This window comes from Shewanella algae, assembly GCF_009183365.2.
Classification (GTDB): domain Bacteria; phylum Pseudomonadota; class Gammaproteobacteria; order Enterobacterales; family Shewanellaceae; genus Shewanella; species Shewanella algae.
Window position 1 is genome coordinate 3,552,812 of sequence record NZ_CP068230.1, and the last position, 20,134, is coordinate 3,572,945.

The window sequence follows — 20,134 nt, forward strand, 5'->3', positions numbered from 1 at the left end:
TAAGATCACAATTACCACTGGAAATCAGAGGGGTATATTCTATAAACTAGCGCATCCTGAGAAGGCCCCTTAAGTTTAGGATAGATTTCACCTCGTGAGAGCGCGTCGCCAGGCCAAAAAGCTTCTGTTTGCCATTATGGCATGGACGGGAGCCATGGCAGCTTTTGTATTTTTTCGCTATGCCCAAACCACTGAGCTGCCTCAGTGGGCTGTCGGCTCGGCGGATCTCGCGACCCTGGCCGCTTACATGGGAGTAATTTTCGGCAGTCTGCATTGGATGTCGAACCTGATAGCCGATTTCAGTGCCATCAATCGCCTGCCCTACGTCTTCTCCGTCATCTTCAAAGGGCTGTTTCTACTCTTGGGCGCCACCACTTTGGCTTATATGACCCAGTACCTCAATATGTGGGCCATAGAGAACCATATGGCGACCTTGAGGCAGATGCTGACTGTGCATATCCTCTATAGCCCCTCATTCCAGGCGCTAATCATCTATCTGGTGGTCGTACGGGTCGGGCTCGCCTTTATCGAACAGATGGCCCTGCTGGTGGGGCCCAGGATCCTGTTGAATATAGGTCTGGGTAAGTATCATAAGCCCAGATACGAGCAGCGACTGTTCCTCTATCTCGATATGGTGGCTTCCACCACCCATGCCGAATCTCTGGGGGATTACCGCTTCAGTCGACTGATCCAGGACAGCTTCAGCTTACTTTCCGACACAGTCACCAACAATGATGCCGAGATCTATCGTTACATGGGTGATGCCGTGCTCATTCACTGGCCATTGGAAGACGGCATCATCAACGACAGATGCATGAACATCTACTTTGAATTCAGCCAGCAGCTCAATTGGCAGCGACGCTATTTTGAAGAGCATTACGGCTTTGTCCCCAAATTCAAGGCGGCGGCCCACTGCGGCCAAGTGGTTGCAGCCGTGGTCGGGGTGCAAAAGCAGGAGATCAGTTTCTTCAGCGACGTGCTCAATACCCTGGCGAGACTGCAGGATCAGTGTAATCCCTTAGGACAAAGGATGCTGCTCTCCGGCGCGCTGGTAGCGAGGCTGGAAAACGACGACAGTGAGTATCAGCTCACCAATCTGGGACCGGTCAAGCTCAAGGGAAAACAACACTCCATTGAAGTTTTCGGGGTTAAGCCCAAACAAGGTAATCAGTCATAAAAAACGGCCCATCAAAGGGCCGTTTTTTATTGTTCTGGATTGAATCCAAGCCTAAACCTGCTGCTGCAGCAGCTGCTGGATCTCCAACCCCAAAGTTCTGAAGGTCAGGATCCGGCTGGTTGTCTGACGCCACACCAAGCCTATCTCACGAAATGGTGCCTCCCCTGGAGGGCTCATCACCGCAAGATCCGTGTCTTTCAATATCCCTGCATCTATCGCCATCTGTGGCAGGAAAGTCGTGCCCAGTTTACTGTTCACCATCTGTACCAAGGTATGCAAACTGGTGGCGGCAAAAGGATTGACCTTGGCGCTGTCACCCAACTGGCAGGCACTGATGGCATGACCGGTAATGCAGTGCTCACTCTGCAACAGAAAAATACTCTCATCCGGTAGCGCCTGATAGTCCACCGGTTCATGAATGTCGGCAGACAAGTCCTTGTGCACCACCATCTTGAAAGGGTCTATACCCACCTTCATGCTGTGATAGCCGGAAGTATCGGCCGGCAGAGCCAACAACAACAGATCCAGCTCGCCCTTACCCAAGGCAGTCAACAAACGCTCTGTGGTGTCCTCTTTCAGCAGCAGACTCAGATCCGGATAGGACTTCTGGCACTGCTTAACTACACGGCTCAGCAGGAACGGAGCAATGGTGGGAATACAGCCAAGCCGAATCTCCCCTGTCATGGGTGCGCCCTGGTTCTTCACCAGCTCCACCAAATCGTCGACATCGGTCAGAATCTTCAGCGAACGCTGCACCACTTCTTCACCAATAGCAGTAAACATAAAGGACTTGTGGTCCCGCTCGATCAGCTGATAGCCCAACTGCTCTTCCAGATTCTGGATCCCGCTGGAGAGTGTCGATTGGCTCACATGGCACACCTTGGCCGCCCGGTTGAAGTTCTGCTCCTGATGCAGATTCACCAGATAATAGAGGTTTTTCAAACTGGGTAAGTGTTTCATTTTGTCGATTACCAATTAAGTAATGCATTAGAAAGTTCTATCTAATCTAACACAAAAAGTCTGCCGAGCAGCAGTATCAGATCAGGAGTGTGACCGAGGCGATAAATCATCCAGGTAAGAAATCCATTGCTGAAGCGGAAATAGCAGAAAACCATGCCTTGACGGCTAAGGTTCAGGTATTAGAAAAGGGGTAGTGGCGGGAGTTTCTGAGTACCTTGGCAGCGCCGGAGTTTCTCTCCGGCACCCAAGGCCGGAATTTATGCTTTGGCTTCGAGGAAAGACTTAAGTTGCTGCAGATCTTCACCGGCATGTTCAACAATGATTGTCAGCCACTCTTTGTGCCCGGCTTCCCATTCTGCTTCTTCACCGTGTTGCAGTTGCTGTGCTGTCTGTTGGATCCGTTTCAATCCTACAGAGCCGGCAGCACCTTTGAACTTGTGAGCCTCGGCACACAGGGTATCCTTGTCTCCGGCCGCCTCGGCCTTTTGCAGGTTCGCGACATACTCTGGCAGCAACTGTTCAAATAACACCACACTCTTGAGTAAGGTGCCGGCACCTATAGCACTACAGTACTGCTCCAGGGTATTGAGATCTAAGATAGTATCCAGTTCAGTTGTGGCCATGAAGGCGCTCCTCGAATGTGTCAGATTTACCACATCATACCCGCTAAAATTGCAGGTGCAACTTATAGGCGTCAAACGGGTCAAAACTTTCTTGCATTTAACATTAGTGATACAAAAAGCGAGAACAACTCATACAAAAGTTTATAGGCTATTGATTTAAATTGATTAACCCAGAGCCCTGCCCGCCCTTGGCCGCCAACTCATCCACCAGTGCTACCAAACCTATCCAGCGCTGAGCGCACCAATCCGGCGCCAGCAACACGGGACGACTGGCATAGGCGGTCACCCGATGAAACACTATCTCTTTTGGCGTATGACGGATCAACTGCGCCGCACTGATAACATACTCCTCCAGTGTCGGCGGCTGCAACCTGCCCGCTTCCCAGGCCTTGGCCATGGTACTGCCGGCCACTATATGCAGGGGGTGCAGTTTAAGACCATCCACTCCAGAGTCCAAAACCGCATCCAGAGTTTGTAGATGCTCCGTCATACCTTCTCCCGGGAGTCCGAGGATCAGATGAGTACACACCTTGAGTCCGCGACTACGGGCTCGTAAGACGGCGTCCTGATAGACGGCAAAGTCATGGCCACGGTTAATCCGCTTGAGCGTGGCATCGTGAGCACTCTGTAAACCCAGCTCCAACCAGACTTCACTGCCGTTTTGTTGATATTGCGCCAGCAGATCAAGCACTCTATCCGGTACGCAATCCGGGCGGGTACCGACACACAAACCCACCACCTGCTCGCTCTGCAGCGCCTCATCGTATTTACGCTTGAGCTCTGCATACTCTTCATAGGTACTGGTATAAGCCTGGAAGTAAGCCAAAAACCGCGAAGCCTTTGCCTGCATCTTCTGTTTGCCGGCCTCGAGCTGAGCCGCAATCGACAAGTCGGTTCCATGTTCATGACTGAAGGATGCGACATTACAGAAAGTGCAACCACCGCGTCCCAGAGTTCCGTCGCGATTAGGACAGGTAAAACGCGCATCCAGAGTCAGCTTTTGTAACCGTTGACCAAATTGTTGCCGGCAGTATTGACCAAAGGTAGTGACAAAGTCGTCCAGTCCCATTTGCTTCTCTCAAAAAAGTCGCCAGTCTAACGACTCCTGTTCAGGGCCGCTCTGCTCCAGGTCAATTTATGTCACAAATGACTGCTGCTTTTGCTGGTGATCGAAGACCAATTCGATTGGATGCAACCCGATCCAGCTCACACTTTTATGAATATTTAGTCACTCCAGGCAATTTTTTAACGCAAGAGACAATCAGGCTGGAAATCAGTTTTTCTTCTGCAAGGATAATTCGAGGCTATTTGTTAAAATTAAGTGAACATCAAATCACCCCAAAGTAGATTTTCTTTTCATTCATAGTGTTATACAGCTCAATTTTCAGTTTACGTTAACGTAATGCAATTAAAGATTCTGTATGAAACACCCCAAATATCATCAAATATATGCAATATTTAGGTTTGACCTTTAGCAAGTCTCAGGATAATTTGGATGGTTCGGGTGCATATCTATAGAGTTTGGTACTCTCTCCCGAGTAGTAATAGTGATGTTAAGGGAGGTTTTGTATGAGCTTGTATCATCCCAGTTTCGAGCGGGATAACTGTGGTTTTGGATTGATAGCCCAGATGGATGGCGAAGCCAGCCATCGCATTGTTCGCACGGCAATCCATGGCCTCGACCGCATGAAACATCGTGGTGGTATTGCAGCTGACGGACGCACTGGCGACGGTTGCGGTTTGCTGATGCAAATGCCCACAGGATTCTTTGAGGCCATTGCGGCCGAGCAGGGCTGGCATCTCAGCCGTAAGTTCGCCGTTGGCATGCTGTTTTTAAACCAGGACGAAACCCTGGCAGCCGAAGCCAGAATATTGCTTGAGCGGGAACTGGAGAAAGAGACCCTGAGTATTGCCGGCTGGCGTCCGGTTCCGGTTAACCCGGAAGTGCTCGGCGAGATAGGCAAGTCCAGTTTGCCGCAAATTTGGCAAGTGCTCATCAATGCTCCCATTGGCTGGCGTGAAAAAGATCTGGAGCGGCGCCTCTATATGGCTCGCCGCCGCCTCGAGCAGCAATTGACCCAGGATAAAGACTTCTATGTAGCCAGCCTTTCCGGCCAGGTCATTGTCTACAAAGGCTTGATGATGCCGGCCGATCTGCCGGCCTTTTATCCGGATCTGGCCGATATTAGGCTGCAAAGCTCTATCTGCCTGTTCCACCAGCGCTTCTCGACCAACACCTCACCCAAGTGGCCACTGGCACAGCCGTTCCGTTTTCTGGCCCACAATGGCGAGATCAATACCATCACGGGTAACCGCCAATGGGCTCGGGCGCGGGCTTACAAGTTCAACTCACCGCTGCTGCCTGACTTGCAGCAGGCCGCCCCGTTTGTCAATGAAACCGGCTCAGATTCATCGTCACTGGACAATATGCTGGAGATGCTGCTGGCCGGCGGCATGGACCTTTACCGCGCCATGCGTTTGCTTATCCCGCCTGCATGGCAGAGTAACCCCGAGATGGATGAAGAGCTCAAGGCCTTCTATGACTTTAACTCCATGCACATGGAGCCTTGGGATGGCCCGGCAGGGATAGTCATGACCAACGGTCGCCACGCCGCCTGTGCGGTTGATCGCAACGGGCTGCGGCCATCACGCTATGTGATCACCAAAGACAGAATTCTCACTCTGGCCTCGGAAGTGGGTATCTGGGACTATGGCCCGGATGAAGTGATTGAAAAAGGCCGGGTCGGCCCGGGTGAACTTTTGGTGCTCGACACCCTCAGCGGCCGTCTTTATCAGTCATTCGAAATCGATAACGACCTCAAACGTCGTCACCCCTATAAGGAGTGGATGGCAAAGAATAGTCAGACTCTGGTGCCGGCTGAGCAACTGTCGCCGCAGGATCAGGGCGTCAGTGAATTCAACCAGGGCACTTTGCTGCAGTACCAGAAGCTGTTCGGCTACAGCCGTGAAGAGCTTGAGCAAGTGATCTGGGTACTGGCCAGCAAAGGCGAAGAAGCCACCGGCTCCATGGGCGATGACACTCCGATGGCAGTGCTGTCGAAGAAACAGCGCTCGCTGTATGACTATTTCCGGCAAAAGTTTGCCCAGGTCACCAACCCGCCAATCGACCCGCTGCGGGAGAAACATGTGATGTCGCTGGCCACCTGTATCGGCCGCGAGCAGAACCTGTTTAACGAAACCACAGGACACGCCTATCGGGTGATGTTCAATTCGCCTATCTTGCTGTTCAGTGACTTCAACCAACTGCTGAGTCTGGACAGCACCTATTACCGTGCCAACAAGGTTGACCTTAACTACCCGGCCTCCGAAGGCCTGAGTCAGGCAATCAAACGGATCACAGATGAAGCCGAACGCCTGGCACGCACCGGCACCACCCTGATCGTGCTCTCGGATCGCGCCGTCAGCAAAGATACCCTGGTCATTCCGGCCGCCATGGCGGTAGGTTCAGTACAACAGATGCTGGTGAACAAGAGCCTGCGCTGTGACACCAACATCATAGTGGAGACGGCCTCGGCCCGGGATCCGCACCATTTCGCGGTACTGCTGGGCTTTGGCGCTACGGCCATTTACCCCTACCTGGTGTACGAGTCCATTGCCGAACTCGCCAAGCGCCATCAGGCCGAGGATATCGTCAATCTGATGCTCAACTTCCGCTACGGCATTGAGAAGGGGCTGCGCAAGATCATGTCCAAGATGGGGATCAGCACAGTCGCCTCCTATCGCTGCAGCCAGCAGTTTGAGGCCATAGGCCTGGCCGACGAGGTAATTAAACAATGCTTCAACGGCGTGGTCAGCCGTATTCAGGGTGTGGGTTTCGATGGTATAGAAGCCGATCAGCAACTGCTGAGTCAGGCGGCCTTCCGCCCCCATGTACCGCTGCCGCAGGGCGGTTTGCTCAAGTACGTTGAGGGCGGCGAATACCACTGCTTTAACCCGGATGTGGTCAACACCCTGCAACAAGCTCTGAAAGAGGTGGATTACCCGCTCTATAAACGGTTTGCCGAGTTGGTAGACCAAAGACCTGTCGCCACCTTGAGGGATCTGCTGAGCATCAAACAGCAGCGCGAGAGCATAGCGCTCAAGGATGTGGAAGGGGCCAAGACACTCTTCCCCAGATTCGACAGCGCCGCCATGAGTATCGGCGCCCTGAGCCCGGAAGCCCACGAAGCGCTGGCCATCGCCATGAACCGTCTCGGCGGTCGCTCAAACTCGGGCGAAGGCGGCGAAGATGCCCGCCGATTCAACAGCGAACGCAATTCGGCCATCAAGCAGATAGCCTCTGGCCGCTTTGGGGTAACCGCCCATTATCTGATTAACGCCGAAGTGTTGCAGATCAAGGTCGCCCAGGGTGCCAAGCCCGGTGAAGGCGGTCAGCTGCCCGGTCATAAGGTCAGTGTTGAAATCGCCGGCCTCAGGCACGCCCGCCCGGGCGTGACGCTGATATCACCGCCGCCGCACCACGATATTTACTCCATCGAGGATTTGGCGCAGCTGATATTCGACCTCAAGCAGATAAACCCCAAGGCGCTTATCTCGGTCAAGCTGGTCTCTGAGCCGGGCGTTGGCACCATAGCCACAGGGGTTGCCAAGGCCTATGCCGATATGATTACTGTTTCCGGCTACGATGGCGGCACAGGCGCCAGCCCGCTGACATCGGTCAAGTATGCCGGTAGTCCTTGGGAGCTGGGCCTTGCCGAAGTTCACCAGTCTCTGGTGGCCAATGGTCTGCGACACAAAATACGCCTGCAGGTGGATGGTGGTCTCAAGACTGGCACAGATGTTATCAAGGCGGCCTTACTGGGTGCCGAGAGCTTCGGCTTTGGCACTGTGCCCATGATAGCGCTCGGCTGCAAATACCTGCGTATCTGCCACCTCAACAACTGTGCCACCGGGGTCGCCACTCAGGACAAGACCTTGAGAGACAAGCACTATCATGGCTTGCCCGAGCGAGTGATGACTTACTTTGAGTTTGTCGCCGAAGAGGTGCGTGAATGGATGGCCAAGCTGGGGGTCAGTGAGTTTGAACAATTGGTAGGACGCAGCGATTGGCTGCAGGCCATCGAAGGCCAGACCGCCAAGCAGCAGGGACTGGATCTGACCCCTATCCTGTTCAAACCCGAAGTATTGCCAAGCACCAGTCTGACCTGGAAAGAGACCAATACGCCGGCAGATCCCGGCAGCCTGAACCAGGAACTGCTGGCCAAGTGCGCCGAGCGCGCCACCAAGGGCGAAGGTTTCGATGTCTGCTTCCCCATCAATAATACCGACCGCTCGGTAGGCGCCGCGCTTTCGGGCCATATTGCGGCAACCTGGGGCGTAAAAGGCTGTCCCAAGCCAATAAGGCTCAGCTTCAACGGCAGCGCCGGTCAGAGTTTCGGGGTCTGGAACAGCCCTGGACTCGAGCTGTCACTGTGCGGCGACGCCAACGACTATGTGGGTAAAGGTATGTCCGGCGGCAAAATCGCCATCTATCCGCCGCTCGGCAGCGCCTTCCAATCCGAGCGCAGCGCCATTGTCGGTAATACCTGTCTCTATGGCGCCACCGGCGGCAAGCTGTTTGCGGCGGGACGAGCCGGTGAGCGTTTCGCGGTCAGAAATTCAGGGGCGCTGGCGGTAGTTGAAGGGGTCGGTGACAACGGCTGTGAATATATGACAGGCGGCATAGTGGTGGTGCTGGGTACCACGGGCGTCAACTTTGGCGCCGGTATGACCGGCGGTTTCGCCTATGTGTTCGACCAATTCGGCCGCTTCAACCGTAGGGTCAATACCGAACTGGTCGACACCCTCAAGCTGGAGTCGCCGATTCATCAGCAACACCTCAAAGGGCTGATAGAGCAGCATGTGGCCGAGACCGGCAGTGAACACGCCAGTGCCATTCTCAGTGAGTTTGAAAACTGGCTCGATTGTTTTGTCCTGGTCAAGCCCAAGAATATTCAGGTTTCGGATCTGCTCAAACTGGAACAACCGAGCCCGGAACTGGCCGTAAAAGCGGGGTAAGCGAGCATGAGTAACGATTTTCAGTTTATCGAAGTGGGTCGTATCGACCCGAGCAAGCAGGCTATCTCACGCCGCAAGACAGAGTTTATTGAGATTTACCAACCCTTTGCCCAGGCGCAGGTCGACCAGCAGGCCGACCGCTGCCTGGACTGTGGTAACCCTTACTGCGAGTGGAAGTGCCCACTGCACAACTATATTCCCAACTGGCTCAAGCTGGCCAAACAGGGACGTATCCTGGAAGCGGCAGACCTGGTGCATGAAACCAATACCCTGCCGGAGGTCTGCGGCCGAGTCTGCCCGCAGGACAGGCTCTGTGAAGGCGCCTGTACCCTGAATGATGATTTCGGCGCCGTCACCATAGGCAATGTGGAAAAATACATCACGGATACCGCCATCGCCCAAGGCTGGCGCCCGGACATGAGCCAGGTGACGCCCAGAAGCGAGCGGGTCGCCATCATAGGCGCGGGGCCGGCCGGTCTTGGCTGCGCCGATATCCTGGCCCGCAACGGAGTCAAGGCGGTGGTCTTTGACAAGTACCCTCAGATAGGCGGCCTGCTGACCTATGGTATTCCCGCCTTTAAGCTCGACAAGTCAGTGATGGCTACCCGCCGCAGCGTGATGGAAGACATGGGGATAGAGTTCCGCCTCGGCGTCACAGTCGGCCAGGATATTCCCTTTGCCGAGTTGCTGGCCAACTTCGATGCCGTGTTCCTCGGCATGGGTACCTATAACGCCATGCAGGCGGGCCTGCCCGGTGAAGAGGCCGAAGGGGTTATTCAGGCCCTGCCCTACCTGATTGCCAACACCCGAGAGTTAATGGGGCAAGCCGATCCGGCGCAGCCCTATATCGACCTCAAGGGCAAGAAGGTAGTAGTACTCGGCGGCGGTGATACCGCCATGGACTGTGTGCGCACGGCGGTGCGCCAAGGCGCCGAGTCGGTTATCTGTGCCTATCGCCGCGACGAGGAGAATATGCCGGGTTCGCGCCGTGAGGTGCAAAATGCCCGCGAAGAAGGGGTCGAGTTCCTGTTCAACCGCCAGCCGGTGGCGATTGCCACAGACGATGGCAAGGTCAAGGGAGTCGAATTTGTTGAAACCGCGCTAGGCAACGCCGATGCCAGTGGTCGTCGGCGTCCTGAGCCCATCCCGGGCAGCGACCAGCTGCTGGACGCCGACGCCGTGATTGTAGCCTTCGGTTTCCAACCCAGCCCGGCGCCCTGGTTTGCCGAGTTTGATATCGCCCTGGATCAATGGGGCCGGGTAAAAGCCGAGAAAGAAGCGGCCAATCCGTTCCAAACCAGCAATCCTAAAGTGTTTGCCGGTGGTGACATGGTCAGGGGTTCAGATCTGGTGGTCACCGCCATCGCCGAAGGACGTGATGCGGCGCTTGGGATACTCAACTTCCTCAGCTGACAACTCAACACTTTGAGCGCATCCGGGAACCCACCTCCCGGGTGCGCTTTTTTTCATCTGTTCTACACTCCGGGAATAGCGCAGCCAAAGCCGTTTATTACATGCGGCCTGACTTCAGCGACCAGGCTGTCACCGGCTGACTTATTCGCACCATCCTTGGCTTGTGCTATATTAAGCCGCCCTCAGGCTCACTCAAGACATTTAAAGAAGGTTAAGCCATGAAAATCGGTATTATCGGCGCCATGGAGCCGGAAGTTGCTCACCTGATTGCCTCTTTGGAAAACCCACAGCACAGCAAGGTTGCCGGCATTGAATTTGTCAGCGGCACTCTGGTTGGCAAAGAAGTCATAGTTACCCGCTCCGGCATAGGCAAGGTTGCCGCCAGCATAGCGACCAGTCTGTTGATTGAAAAGTTCGCCCCGGATGCGGTCATCAATACCGGCTCAGCCGGTGGATTTGTCGATGCGCTGCAGATAGGTGACATAGTGATTTCCGATGAAGTCCGCTACCACGATGTCGATGTCACCGCCTTTGGCTATGAGATGGGCCAGATGGCGCAGCAACCCGTAGCCTTTATCCCTGATCACAAGCTGATGCTCGCGGCCAAACAGGCTATCGCAGGTTTAGGAGAGGTCAAAGCCATTGAAGGCCTTATCTGCACAGGTGACAGCTTTATTTGCGATCCCGAGCGCACCGCCGTCATGCTGAAGCATTTCCCCACCATGGCCGCCTGTGAAATGGAAGGCGCGGCCATTGCTCAGGTGTGTCATCAGTTCGGCGTTCCCTTTGTGGTGATCCGCTCTCTGTCCGATAATGCCAACAACGACTCTCCGGTCGACTTTGATGCCTATCTGGTCAAGGCGGGGCACCACTCGGCCCTGATGGTCATAGGCATGCTGCATCACCTTTAATTAAGGAGCACCGGAGCCCATGAGCCTGCCCTTCTACGAGCAGTTGCTGGCCTTAGACGGGCCCCTTATTCAGGGGTTTCTGGTGCTGTTTTTTGCCTTGTTGCTGGCGCGATTGGCGCCGCTGCCCCAGGCTTTTCAACCTCTGGCCTGGTTGAGCCATCTGGCCAAGTCACTGGCCGCCAAGGTCAAACGGGGCGACAGAGACGAAAGGCAGCAGCTGATTGCCGGCTCTCTGGCCATTTTGCTGCTGGTGCTGCCATTTTGGTTAATCATCACCTTCCTGCTGGAACTGGCGGCATTCCCCTGGTTCTTTGAGTTTTTGATCCTCTATCTGTGTCTCAACGATGCCTGTTTCATTCAGGAAGCCGAAGAGATATACCAGGCCCTCAGGCGGGGAGACAAACCGGCCGCCAGAGAGTTGCTCTCCCCCTGGGTCGCCCGCGACACTGCCGAACTATCCGAGACTGGCATCGCCAAGGCTACCATAGAAAAGCTGGTGACCACTCCCATTCATGGCACTGTTACTGTGGTGTTTTTCTTCTGCCTCGCCGGCGCGCCCATGGTGCTGCTGGTGAGAATGTTAAAACAGCTGGAGCAAAGCTGGTGGTGTCTGGATCCACAATACCGTTTCTTCGGTCGGCCCGTGTTTCTGGTCAATCAGGTGCTGCTGTATATCCCGGCGCAGCTGTGGCGTTTTACCCTGGCGATTCAGGGCGGCCCCCAGGCACTGAAACTGATTTGGCAAACACCTCATAGCCGCTTTCCCATCGGCTTTAACTTCCAGGTGGCAACCATGGCGGCGTATGTATTGATGACAGAGCTTGGCGGACCACAAAAGTATTCCGGCATCAAGGTTCAGGTGGAGAAAGTGGGCCCGGGCCCAGTGCCGGATCACAAGACCATTCCCAAGGCGATTTCACTGACATTTCGCACCTTCGCCATCTGGTTTGCTTTCGTCGTATTGTTACCTCTGATTTGGGTTTTGTTACGTTATTCACAAACGCTTTAAATTATTCATTTTCTCCTTATAATGCCTTCATTCCCCGCTTACCACTGAGAAAACCGCCGTGCTGGACAATATGCATATCTCTTTGACGACCCCGGCACTGCTGTTTCCGGCTATTTCCCTGCTACTGCTGGCCTATACCAACAGATTTTTCTCGCTGGCCGCCTTGATCCGCACCCTGAGTGGCGGTGATAAACCCGTTGCTGCCGAACAGCTGAAAAACTTGCGCCGCCGCATCGTTATCATCCGTCGCATGCAGGAGGCCGGCGTCACCAGCTTCGCCCTGTGCGTGCTGTGTATGATTTTTATCTATCTTGGCTTCAATACCACAGGCTCGGTGATTTTCGGCGCCAGTTTGCTGTTGCTGCTGTATTCCTTGATCCTGTCGGTGATTGAAATCCGTATCTCGGTTGATGCCCTCAACATCCATCTCAAAGAGATGAGCTAATGACGCTGTGGGTCTATAGCCTGGATCTGTTTGGTACCGCCGTATTCGCCCTTTCCGGCGCTTTGGCTGCCGGCCGACACAGGATGGATCCATTCGGCGTTTTGGTGCTGGCAGCGGTCACCGCCATCGGCGGCGGCACCCTCAGAGACACAATTCTGGGCGCTCCGGTATTCTGGCTTCATGACCACAACTATCTCTACGTGATACTGCTGACCGTGGTGTTGACCTTGATTCTGGTACGCCGGCCCTGGCGTTTGCCCCCATCTAGCCTGGCCATAGCCGATGCCGTCGGCCTGGCACTCTTTACCGTTATCGGCGCCCAGAAGGCTCTGACAATGGAATACGGCGGCATGATAGCCGTAGTCATGGGCTTGATCACCGGAGTGGGAGGAGGCATTATTCGGGATCTGCTTTGCCGCCGGATCCCCATGGTGCTGCGTACCGAAATCTACGCCACGGCATCTATTCTGGGCGGTCTGGTGTACACCTGCAGCCTACAGCTGAAACTCGACGCCGAGGCGGCGCTGATGCTGGCTTTTATCACAGCCTTGATAATTCGTCTGGCCGCCATACGTTGGCACCTGTCGTTACCTGCGTTTGACTTGAAGACCAAGAGAGAATGATTGTGCGTTATTTGGGGTTGATCCTGGCATTGTTAAGCTCACCATTGCTGGCCAACAGCGGCGATATGCCGCCGGAGCAGCAGATGGCCGTGCGCTATATCCATGCCCTGACCACCCACGACTATGATGAGCTGGCGACCTTTTACAATCGCGACAGTGTCTTCAACGACAAAACCGCAGATCGCAAATACACGGGCGGCAGGCACATCATAGAGTTTCTGGAGCGGGCCCACCGCGGCGTGCTCGAGTATCAATTCAACATAGAGCACATGTTCAACTCTGGCTCTCTGGTGGTGATGATAGGCAACTATCACTACAAGGGTCCAGGAGAGCAATTCGGCAAACCGGGCAAAATCATAGACATCGCCATTCCCGGAGTGACCACGCTAAAGCTGGATACCCTTAATCACAGGGTTAAAGAGCATATGGATCTGATGGACTATCAAACCATGGCGGACCAACTCTCGGCTCAATAATCCTTACCGGGAACCCGGCCTGTTTTTTACTGTCCAACCCTCTGAGTGCCAACAGCGAGATCAGGGTTCACTCTGATCCGAGAGGTAAAGATGAGTCGCTTATCCGTACTGGCTGCCCTGCCCCTGTGTTTCCCTTTGATGACTCAGGCCCAGGCAGCATTCAATGCCGAAGAAAAGTTTGAACCACCTCTGGTGGTTTCCTACGCTGCACAACCTGTAAATCGTTTCAATCAAAAGCTGTTGCAGGCGCAACATCAACAGGCTCCCTGGAGCCAAGATCCTGAAGGGATCAGCCGCCAATACTCAGGCTCGGCCTTTAAGTTCGTTCGCATCAGTCACTCTCACGGCAAGACCCTGACCTACAATGTCAGCACCCAGGAAGGGCATCCTCAGATGCTGCTTATTCTGGCGCTCGATAACAATGCCGGCGACTGGTCAGTGGAAAAAGCCGTGCTCAGTTGGCGCTGCCAGAACAAGGTCTACTTTGGTACCGACAACTGCAGCCCGCCTCACAAACACTGAGCCTGATACAGGCAAGAAAAAACCCGGCAGTGCCGGGTTTGATATTTTAAGGGCTAAAACAAGCGCTTAGATTGAAGTACTAAATTGAAGTACTTTGGGCTCAGGCCAGTGTTACCTTGGCAAACTTACGCTTGCCGACCTGGAATACCGCGCATGTGCCGGCGTTCAGTACCAGCTTGCTGTCTTCAAGCTTGTCACCATCCATCTTCACCGCACCTTGTTTGATCATTCGCATGGCATCGGAGGTTGAACCAACCAGACCCGCCTCTTTCAACAGATTGGCAATCGCCAGTCCTTCACCGGCTTCCAGAGTCAGCTCGGGAATATCGTCCGGCATGGCGCCCTTTTGGAAACGATTGATAAAGGCTTGATGGGCAGCCTCGGCAGCTTCTTCACTGTGGAAGCGACCGATAATCTCTTTCGCCAGGGCTATCTTGATATCCCTTGGGTTGGCACCGGCTTCGACATCGGCCTTGAACTGCTCGATTTCAGTCAGTGGACGGAAAGACAGCAGCTCCAGGTAACGCCACATCAACTCATCTGAGATAGACATTATCTTACCGAACATCTCATCCGGAGCTTCGCTGACACCTATATAGTTGCCGGCAGACTTGGACATCTTCTTCACGCCATCCAGCCCTTCCAGCAGTGGCATCATGATCACCGCCTGTGGCTTCATGCCCTCGGCTTTCTGCAACTCACGGCCCATCAGCAGGTTGAACTTCTGATCTGTACCGCCCAGTTCGACATCGGCATTCAGCGCCACTGAGTCATACCCCTGCAGCAATGGGTACATAAATTCGTGGATCGCTATTGATTGACCCGAGGCATAACGCTTCTTGAAGTCGTCGCGCTCCATCATGCGGGCCACTGTCTGACGGGAGGCCAGACGGATCATGCCGGCAGCGCCGAGATCTTCCAACCAACTGGAGTTGAACTCAATCCGGGTCTTGGCAGGATCCAGAATCTTGAACACTTGTTCCTTATAGGTCTCGGCGTTGGCCAGCACCTGCTCACGGGTCAGTGGCGGGCGAGTGCTGTTCTTGCCACTCGGGTCACCGACCATACCGGTAAAGTCACCGATGAGGAAGATAACCTCGTGTCCCAGGTCCTGGAACAGTCTGAGTTTGTTGAGAATAACGGTATGGCCAAGGTGAATGTCCGGCGCAGTCGGGTCAGCACCCAACTTGATTTTCAGTGGTCGACCTTCTTTCAGCTTTTCCAGCAGATCCGCTTCGAGCAAAATCTCGTCGGTACCACGTTTAATTTCCGCCATTATTTGTGCTAAATCAGCCATCTCGCCAACAACTCCCAAGGCTCTTCAAATTCAAAGAGACTTATGTTACTTGTTAGCCAGCCTAAATGAAAGTGTGTACACTAAGGCAATATGCCCAAGAATTAAGAAATTGGTATCGGGGTCGATGGCAAAGCTTATTACTCTCTTCAGACTGCTGCCCAGAAAGCATCAAATCCTGCTCAGTATTTTAACCACCATTACCTTGATAACCCTGTTGCTTCCTTCTGACGAAGCCGAGGCATCGAAAAACAGCGCCGGCCCGCAAACCCAGGTACGTTACCAAGTGCCACTGGCCTTTCGTACCCCCACCTCACCTACAGCCCAGCAAGTGGTTGAAAGCGGGCAACATCCGGATTCAGAAGCCGCCGCCGAGGCGCTGACAGAGAAACTCAATCAACAGGCAGAAGCCGCGCTTGAGGTTCCCGAACAAACCAGTCCGGCCATTGCCGAGCTGGAACACTTCGAGATTAAAAGCGGCGACACCCTGGCGGCACTCTTCAGCCGCGCCTCACTTACCGCCAGAGAAGTTCACGACATTACCCAACTGCCGCTGGCAAAGAAAAACCTGCTGAAGATAATGCCAGGTGACGAAGTCGCCATAGGCAAAAACGCCGATGGCGAGCTGCAGGAGCTAAGATACCGCCTCGATGCCGTATCCACCCTGATAGTCCGCAAACAGGGCAAGAGTTATGAAGAAGAACTGGCGGTAAAAACCGTTGAGACCCGGGATAAATTCGCCCGCGCCAATATCAAGAGCAACTTCTGGAATGCCGGTGTCGAAGCCGGACTGACACCGGCGCAGATTATGCAACTGGCCACCATATTCGGCTGGGATGTCGACTTTGCCCTGGATATCCGCGAAGGTGACAGCTTTGCCCTCATGTATGAAGAGGAATATGCCGACGGCGAGTTTCTGCGTAACGGCAATATATTGGCCGCCGAATTTATCAACCAGGGCGAGCGGTACACTGCGGTAAGATACAAAGACGGTAACTACTACTCAGAGGAAGGCCGTAGCATGCGCAAGGCGTTCCTGCGCTCGCCGGTTGACTTCAAGTATGTGAGTTCCAACTTCAACCCCCGCCGTCTGCATCCTGTTACCGGTCAGGTGAAGGCCCATCGCGGAGTGGATTATGTTGCCGCCATAGGCACTCCCATCAAAGCCGCCGGCAGCGGCCGGGTGGTCAAGGCCGGCTACAATCAATACAACGGTAACTATGTGTTTATCAAACACAACGAAACCTATACCACCAAATACCTGCACCTCAACAAGCGTAAGGTTAACCAGGGTGAAAGCGTCAAACAGGGACAGATCATAGGTACCCTAGGCCGTACAGGTCGGGTAACAGGCGCACATCTGCACTATGAGTTTATCGTCAACGGTGTACACAGAAATCCACGCACTGTGGATCTCCCCAAGGCTGAAGCTATTGCCAAGAGCGAACGTGTCGCCTTCCAACAACTCAGTAGCCAATTGATGGCCACTCTGCTGCGCAACAAACAAGTTCAGGTTGCGATGCAATAACAGGGACAGCATAGATGAATTCTGGATACTTTATTGGGCTGATGTCCGGCACCAGCATGGACGGCGTTGACGCCGTGTTGGTGGACTTCAGCAGTGGCCAACCCAAACTGCTTGGCCAACATACAGAGCCGTTACCCACCCATTTGTTCAAGGGCTTGCAACGTCTCTGCCAACCGGATACTGATGAAATCAATCGTTTGGGACGGCTGGATCGCACAGTAGGTAAGGTGTTTGCCAGCGCGGTCAAGCAACTGCTCGCCAACACAGGGGTGAGTAAGGAACAGGTCTGTGCCATCGGCAGTCATGGTCAGACAGTGCGGCATATGCCTAATCTGGAAGTGGGTTTTACCTTGCAGATTGGCGATCCCAACACTATCGCCGCCGAAACCGGCATAGATGTTATCGCCGACTTTCGCCGCAAGGATATCGCCCTCGGCGGCCAAGGCGCGCCGCTGGTACCGGCATTCCACCAGCAGATATTTTCAAGCCCTGGCACCAACCGCATCATCCTCAATATTGGCGGCATAGCCAACATCACTTTCCTGCCCGCCGATAACCGGGAGATCCTTGGCTTTGATACCGGCCCGGGAAACACCCTGATAGACGCCTGGAGCCAGCAGATAAGACAACTGCCGTTCGATGAAGACGGTCAGTGGGCCGAAAGCGGCAACAGCTCGGCGGAATTTCTGGCACAGCTGTTATCACACCCCTATTTCTCGCTGGATTACCCCAAGAGCACGGGCAGAGAGCTGTTCAACAACGCCTGGTTGGATCAACAACTGGCGCTGTTCAGCCATCTGCCGGAAGAGGATATTCAATCGACACTATTGGACCTCACCTGCCACAGCATTGCCAGGGACATAGCCAAGTTGAGCCCGGATGGCGAAATCTACGTCTGTGGCGGCGGTGCACTCAATGGCGCGTTGATGAAACGCCTCGGTGCCCAGTTGCCCAACCACAGCATAGCCACCACCTCTGTGCTGGGTATCGATCCCAAATGGGTGGAAGGCATAGCGTTTGCCTGGTTGGCGCTGCGCCACCATCAAGGGTTGCCGGCCAATCTGCCGGCGGTAACAGGTGCCAGCCGCGAAGCCGTACTCGGTGCCCGCTTCCCCGCAGCCTGACTCCTTTCGATACAAGGTGCTGTAACAACAGCACCTTGACGTTAAACATCAGCCTTGTTTACCCCAAACCAACCTGGGCAACAGCGAATTTTTCAGCCTGTTAACCTTAACCTTCGCGTCCTCCAAGCAGCTGATTTTTCTGACACAAATTGGCGCTTCAGCTCACATTGAACTAGTGTTCATCTGGCTATACTGCGCCGGTAATATTCGGGAGCTATCCTGAATACCCGCGAATTTGTGGGAAACACATCACTGCACAGGATGCAACAATGAAGATGACACAAAAAATGCTCGCCGAATTTCTCGGCACCCTCTGGTTGGTTCTTGGCGGTTGCGGCAGCGCCGTATTGGCAGCCGCCTTTCCTGAGCTGGGGATCGGCTTTGTCGGGGTTGCCCTCGCCTTTGGTTTAACCGTGCTGACCATGGCATTTGCCATTGGCCACATTTCAGGTTGCCACCTCAACCCGGCAGTCTCTTTCGGACTCTGGGCCGGCGGCCGCTTTCCTGCTGCCGAGCTACTGCCTTATATCGTCTCCCAGGTGGCAGGGGCCATTGTCGGCGCCGCCATTCTCTATGTGATAGCCTCGGGTCAGGACGGATTCTCTCTGAGCGCCGGCTTTGCCTCCAACGGCTTTGGCGAGCACTCTCCCGGGGATTACAGCCTGACGGCCGTGCTGGTTTGTGAACTGGTCATGACACTGTTCTTTCTGCTGATCATTCTCGGTGCCACCGACAAGCGAGCTCCAGCTGGTTTTGCTCCCATCGCCATAGGCCTTGGGCTGACACTTATCCACCTTATCAGTATCCCTGTGTCCAACACCTCGGTGAATCCGGCCCGCAGCACAGGACCGGCACTGTTTGTCGGTGATTGGGCCCTGAGTCAGCTATGGCTGTTTTGGGTTGCGCCTATTGCCGGTGCAATCATTGCGGGACTCATCTACCGCGCCTTTGAGAATCCATCCGAGTAAATAGTCTGGATAGTCAAAAAATCGATTGCGCCCTGCGGGGCGCTTTTTCTTGCCCGCAAGCGGTGTTAACATGCCGTCAATTTTTGGCCGGGCGCAGTGCCGCGGCCACCGAGATGAGATGTCACCATGAGCAAGAAACAAACCCAGGCCCAGTTCGCCGGTATGACTCCGGAAGGCCGCTACGACTTTCTGGTAGAGCAGGTCAAAGAGCATAAAGAGCTATGGGTACTACAGGACAATGACGGCTGCGTGATGCTGACCACGGATGATGAAGACTGTATTCCGGTATGGCCCAGTGAAGAAACGGCGTCCCTGTGGGCCGTGGATGATTGGCAGGATTGTCGGCCGCTGTCCATAGGCCTGGCCGAGTGGCTGGAGCGTTGGGTGCCAGGTATGGAAGATGACGAACTCTATGTTGCCGTATTCCCTATGCTGGAAGATCTCGGCGTGGTTATTCCACCACATGAGCTGGAGCAGCGACTGGCGCCCAAGACGCGTCACTGAGTCAATAGCGCCATGTTTCAATAGAACATGAGTTAATAGAGCACAAGGAGCGCCGTAAGATGAGCCAAGCCGCCACTGAAAGCTACGCCATTCCCAAACGCCTGCTACTGCTGATGCTGCTTTATATTGCCGCCTCGGTCAGTGGCCTGATTGCCGGTCAGGGTGTCGTCTTTTGTCTGCTGACGCTGATCATGGTGTTGGCGGTATTAGCGCGCCATCAGGCAGGCTTATGGGCACTGCGCTTCTATACCTTGGCGCAGCTCACGCTGGTGAGTTTCCTGCCCTATATTCTGGATCAGGGCGACAGTGTGGCCACAGGGCCCAATACCCTCAATATCGCCGGAATGGAACTCAAGGCTCCGGACTGGGCCATTTTCGGCTTTCTGATAGGCTTTTGCATGCTGCAGGTATGGATAGCCTTTACTCCTAAGGTCAAAGCCTTCTTCAAGCGTAAGATGAACTTCAACCTGATGCAGTAACCGGCCTTGCGCCCACAAAAAAAGCCGTCCAATAGGACGGCTTTTTGCTGCTTTCGCTCT

Annotated in this window: 18 protein-coding genes; 14 read left to right on the top strand and 4 right to left on the bottom strand. The window is 54.4% G+C overall.

What is annotated here, in order from left to right:
• The first annotated feature begins 94 nt into the window (after positions 1-94).
• Positions 95-1,177 (top strand): adenylate/guanylate cyclase domain-containing protein, encoded by a 1,083-nt coding sequence (locus E1N14_RS15930; RefSeq protein WP_025010540.1) that lies wholly within the window; start codon positions 95-97, stop codon positions 1,175-1,177.
• A gap of 51 nt (positions 1,178-1,228) precedes the next feature.
• Here the strand turns inward: E1N14_RS15930 and oxyR are convergent, their stop codons facing one another.
• From oxyR to mnmL, 3 genes are all read right to left on the bottom strand, one after another.
• The gene (oxyR, locus tag E1N14_RS15935) at positions 1,229-2,137 is read right to left on the bottom strand and encodes a hydrogen peroxide-inducible genes transcriptional activator OxyR (RefSeq protein ID WP_028779775.1); all 909 of its coding nucleotides are present in this window, start codon (positions 2,135-2,137) and stop codon (positions 1,229-1,231) included.
• A gap of 257 nt (positions 2,138-2,394) precedes the next feature.
• On the bottom strand, positions 2,395-2,760 hold the full coding sequence (locus tag E1N14_RS15940) for an Hpt domain-containing protein (RefSeq protein ID WP_025010539.1): 366 nt from the start codon (positions 2,758-2,760) through the stop codon (positions 2,395-2,397).
• 148 nt (positions 2,761-2,908) lie between these two features.
• The gene (gene mnmL / locus E1N14_RS15945) at positions 2,909-3,829 is read right to left on the bottom strand and encodes a tRNA modification radical SAM protein MnmL/YtqA (protein ID WP_025887834.1); all 921 of its coding nucleotides are present in this window, start codon (positions 3,827-3,829) and stop codon (positions 2,909-2,911) included.
• A gap of 500 nt (positions 3,830-4,329) precedes the next feature.
• Here mnmL and gltB point away from each other — a divergent pair, with 500 nt between their 5' ends.
• From gltB to E1N14_RS15985, 8 genes are all read left to right on the top strand, one after another.
• A complete protein-coding gene (gene gltB / locus E1N14_RS15950; protein WP_062793822.1) occupies positions 4,330-8,778 on the top strand; it encodes a glutamate synthase large subunit in 4,449 nt (1,482 codons plus the stop codon).
• A gap of 6 nt (positions 8,779-8,784) precedes the next feature.
• Positions 8,785-10,191: an FAD-dependent oxidoreductase gene (locus E1N14_RS15955; protein WP_025010538.1), complete on the top strand. Its 1,407-nt coding sequence runs from the start codon at positions 8,785-8,787 to the stop codon at positions 10,189-10,191.
• 218 nt (positions 10,192-10,409) lie between these two features.
• Entirely contained in the window at positions 10,410-11,102 is a 693-nt protein-coding gene (locus E1N14_RS15960; RefSeq protein ID WP_025010537.1) for a 5'-methylthioadenosine/adenosylhomocysteine nucleosidase, read from the top strand.
• A gap of 19 nt (positions 11,103-11,121) precedes the next feature.
• On the top strand, positions 11,122-12,111 hold the full coding sequence (locus tag E1N14_RS15965; RefSeq protein WP_025010536.1) for a cobalamin biosynthesis protein CobD/CbiB: 990 nt from the start codon (positions 11,122-11,124) through the stop codon (positions 12,109-12,111).
• A gap of 70 nt (positions 12,112-12,181) precedes the next feature.
• Positions 12,182-12,556, top strand: a complete 375-nt coding sequence (locus E1N14_RS15970; RefSeq protein ID WP_025010535.1) for a DUF2721 domain-containing protein — start codon at positions 12,182-12,184, stop codon at positions 12,554-12,556.
• On the top strand, positions 12,556-13,179 hold the full coding sequence (locus E1N14_RS15975; protein ID WP_025010534.1) for a trimeric intracellular cation channel family protein: 624 nt from the start codon (positions 12,556-12,558) through the stop codon (positions 13,177-13,179). Before E1N14_RS15970 ends, E1N14_RS15975 begins: the two co-directional genes overlap by 1 nt.
• A gap of 2 nt (positions 13,180-13,181) precedes the next feature.
• The gene (locus E1N14_RS15980) at positions 13,182-13,655 is read left to right on the top strand and encodes a nuclear transport factor 2 family protein (RefSeq protein ID WP_025010533.1); all 474 of its coding nucleotides are present in this window, start codon (positions 13,182-13,184) and stop codon (positions 13,653-13,655) included.
• Between the two features lie 90 nt (positions 13,656-13,745).
• Positions 13,746-14,177, top strand: coding sequence for a hypothetical protein (locus E1N14_RS15985; protein ID WP_025010532.1), 432 nt, complete (start codon positions 13,746-13,748; stop codon positions 14,175-14,177).
• 100 nt (positions 14,178-14,277) lie between these two features.
• Here the strand turns inward: E1N14_RS15985 and tyrS are convergent, their stop codons facing one another.
• On the bottom strand, positions 14,278-15,474 hold the full coding sequence (gene tyrS / locus E1N14_RS15990; protein ID WP_025010531.1) for a tyrosine--tRNA ligase: 1,197 nt from the start codon (positions 15,472-15,474) through the stop codon (positions 14,278-14,280).
• 124 nt (positions 15,475-15,598) lie between these two features.
• Between tyrS and E1N14_RS15995 the strand changes: the two genes are divergently transcribed.
• The 5 genes from E1N14_RS15995 (at position 15,599) to E1N14_RS16015 (ending at position 20,074) form a co-directional block, all read left to right on the top strand.
• A complete protein-coding gene (locus E1N14_RS15995; protein ID WP_025010530.1) occupies positions 15,599-16,999 on the top strand; it encodes a peptidoglycan DD-metalloendopeptidase family protein in 1,401 nt (466 codons plus the stop codon).
• 14 nt (positions 17,000-17,013) lie between these two features.
• The gene (locus E1N14_RS16000) at positions 17,014-18,123 is read left to right on the top strand and encodes an anhydro-N-acetylmuramic acid kinase (RefSeq protein WP_025010529.1); all 1,110 of its coding nucleotides are present in this window, start codon (positions 17,014-17,016) and stop codon (positions 18,121-18,123) included.
• Positions 18,124-18,392: 269 nt separating this feature from the next.
• Positions 18,393-19,091, top strand: a complete 699-nt coding sequence (gene aqpZ / locus E1N14_RS16005; RefSeq protein WP_025010528.1) for an aquaporin Z — start codon at positions 18,393-18,395, stop codon at positions 19,089-19,091.
• Between the two features lie 126 nt (positions 19,092-19,217).
• Positions 19,218-19,595, top strand: coding sequence for a DUF2750 domain-containing protein (locus E1N14_RS16010; RefSeq protein WP_025010527.1), 378 nt, complete (start codon positions 19,218-19,220; stop codon positions 19,593-19,595).
• A 59-nt stretch (positions 19,596-19,654) separates the two neighbouring features.
• A complete protein-coding gene (locus E1N14_RS16015; RefSeq protein WP_025010526.1) occupies positions 19,655-20,074 on the top strand; it encodes a hypothetical protein in 420 nt (139 codons plus the stop codon).
• Positions 20,075-20,134 lie beyond the last annotated feature (60 nt).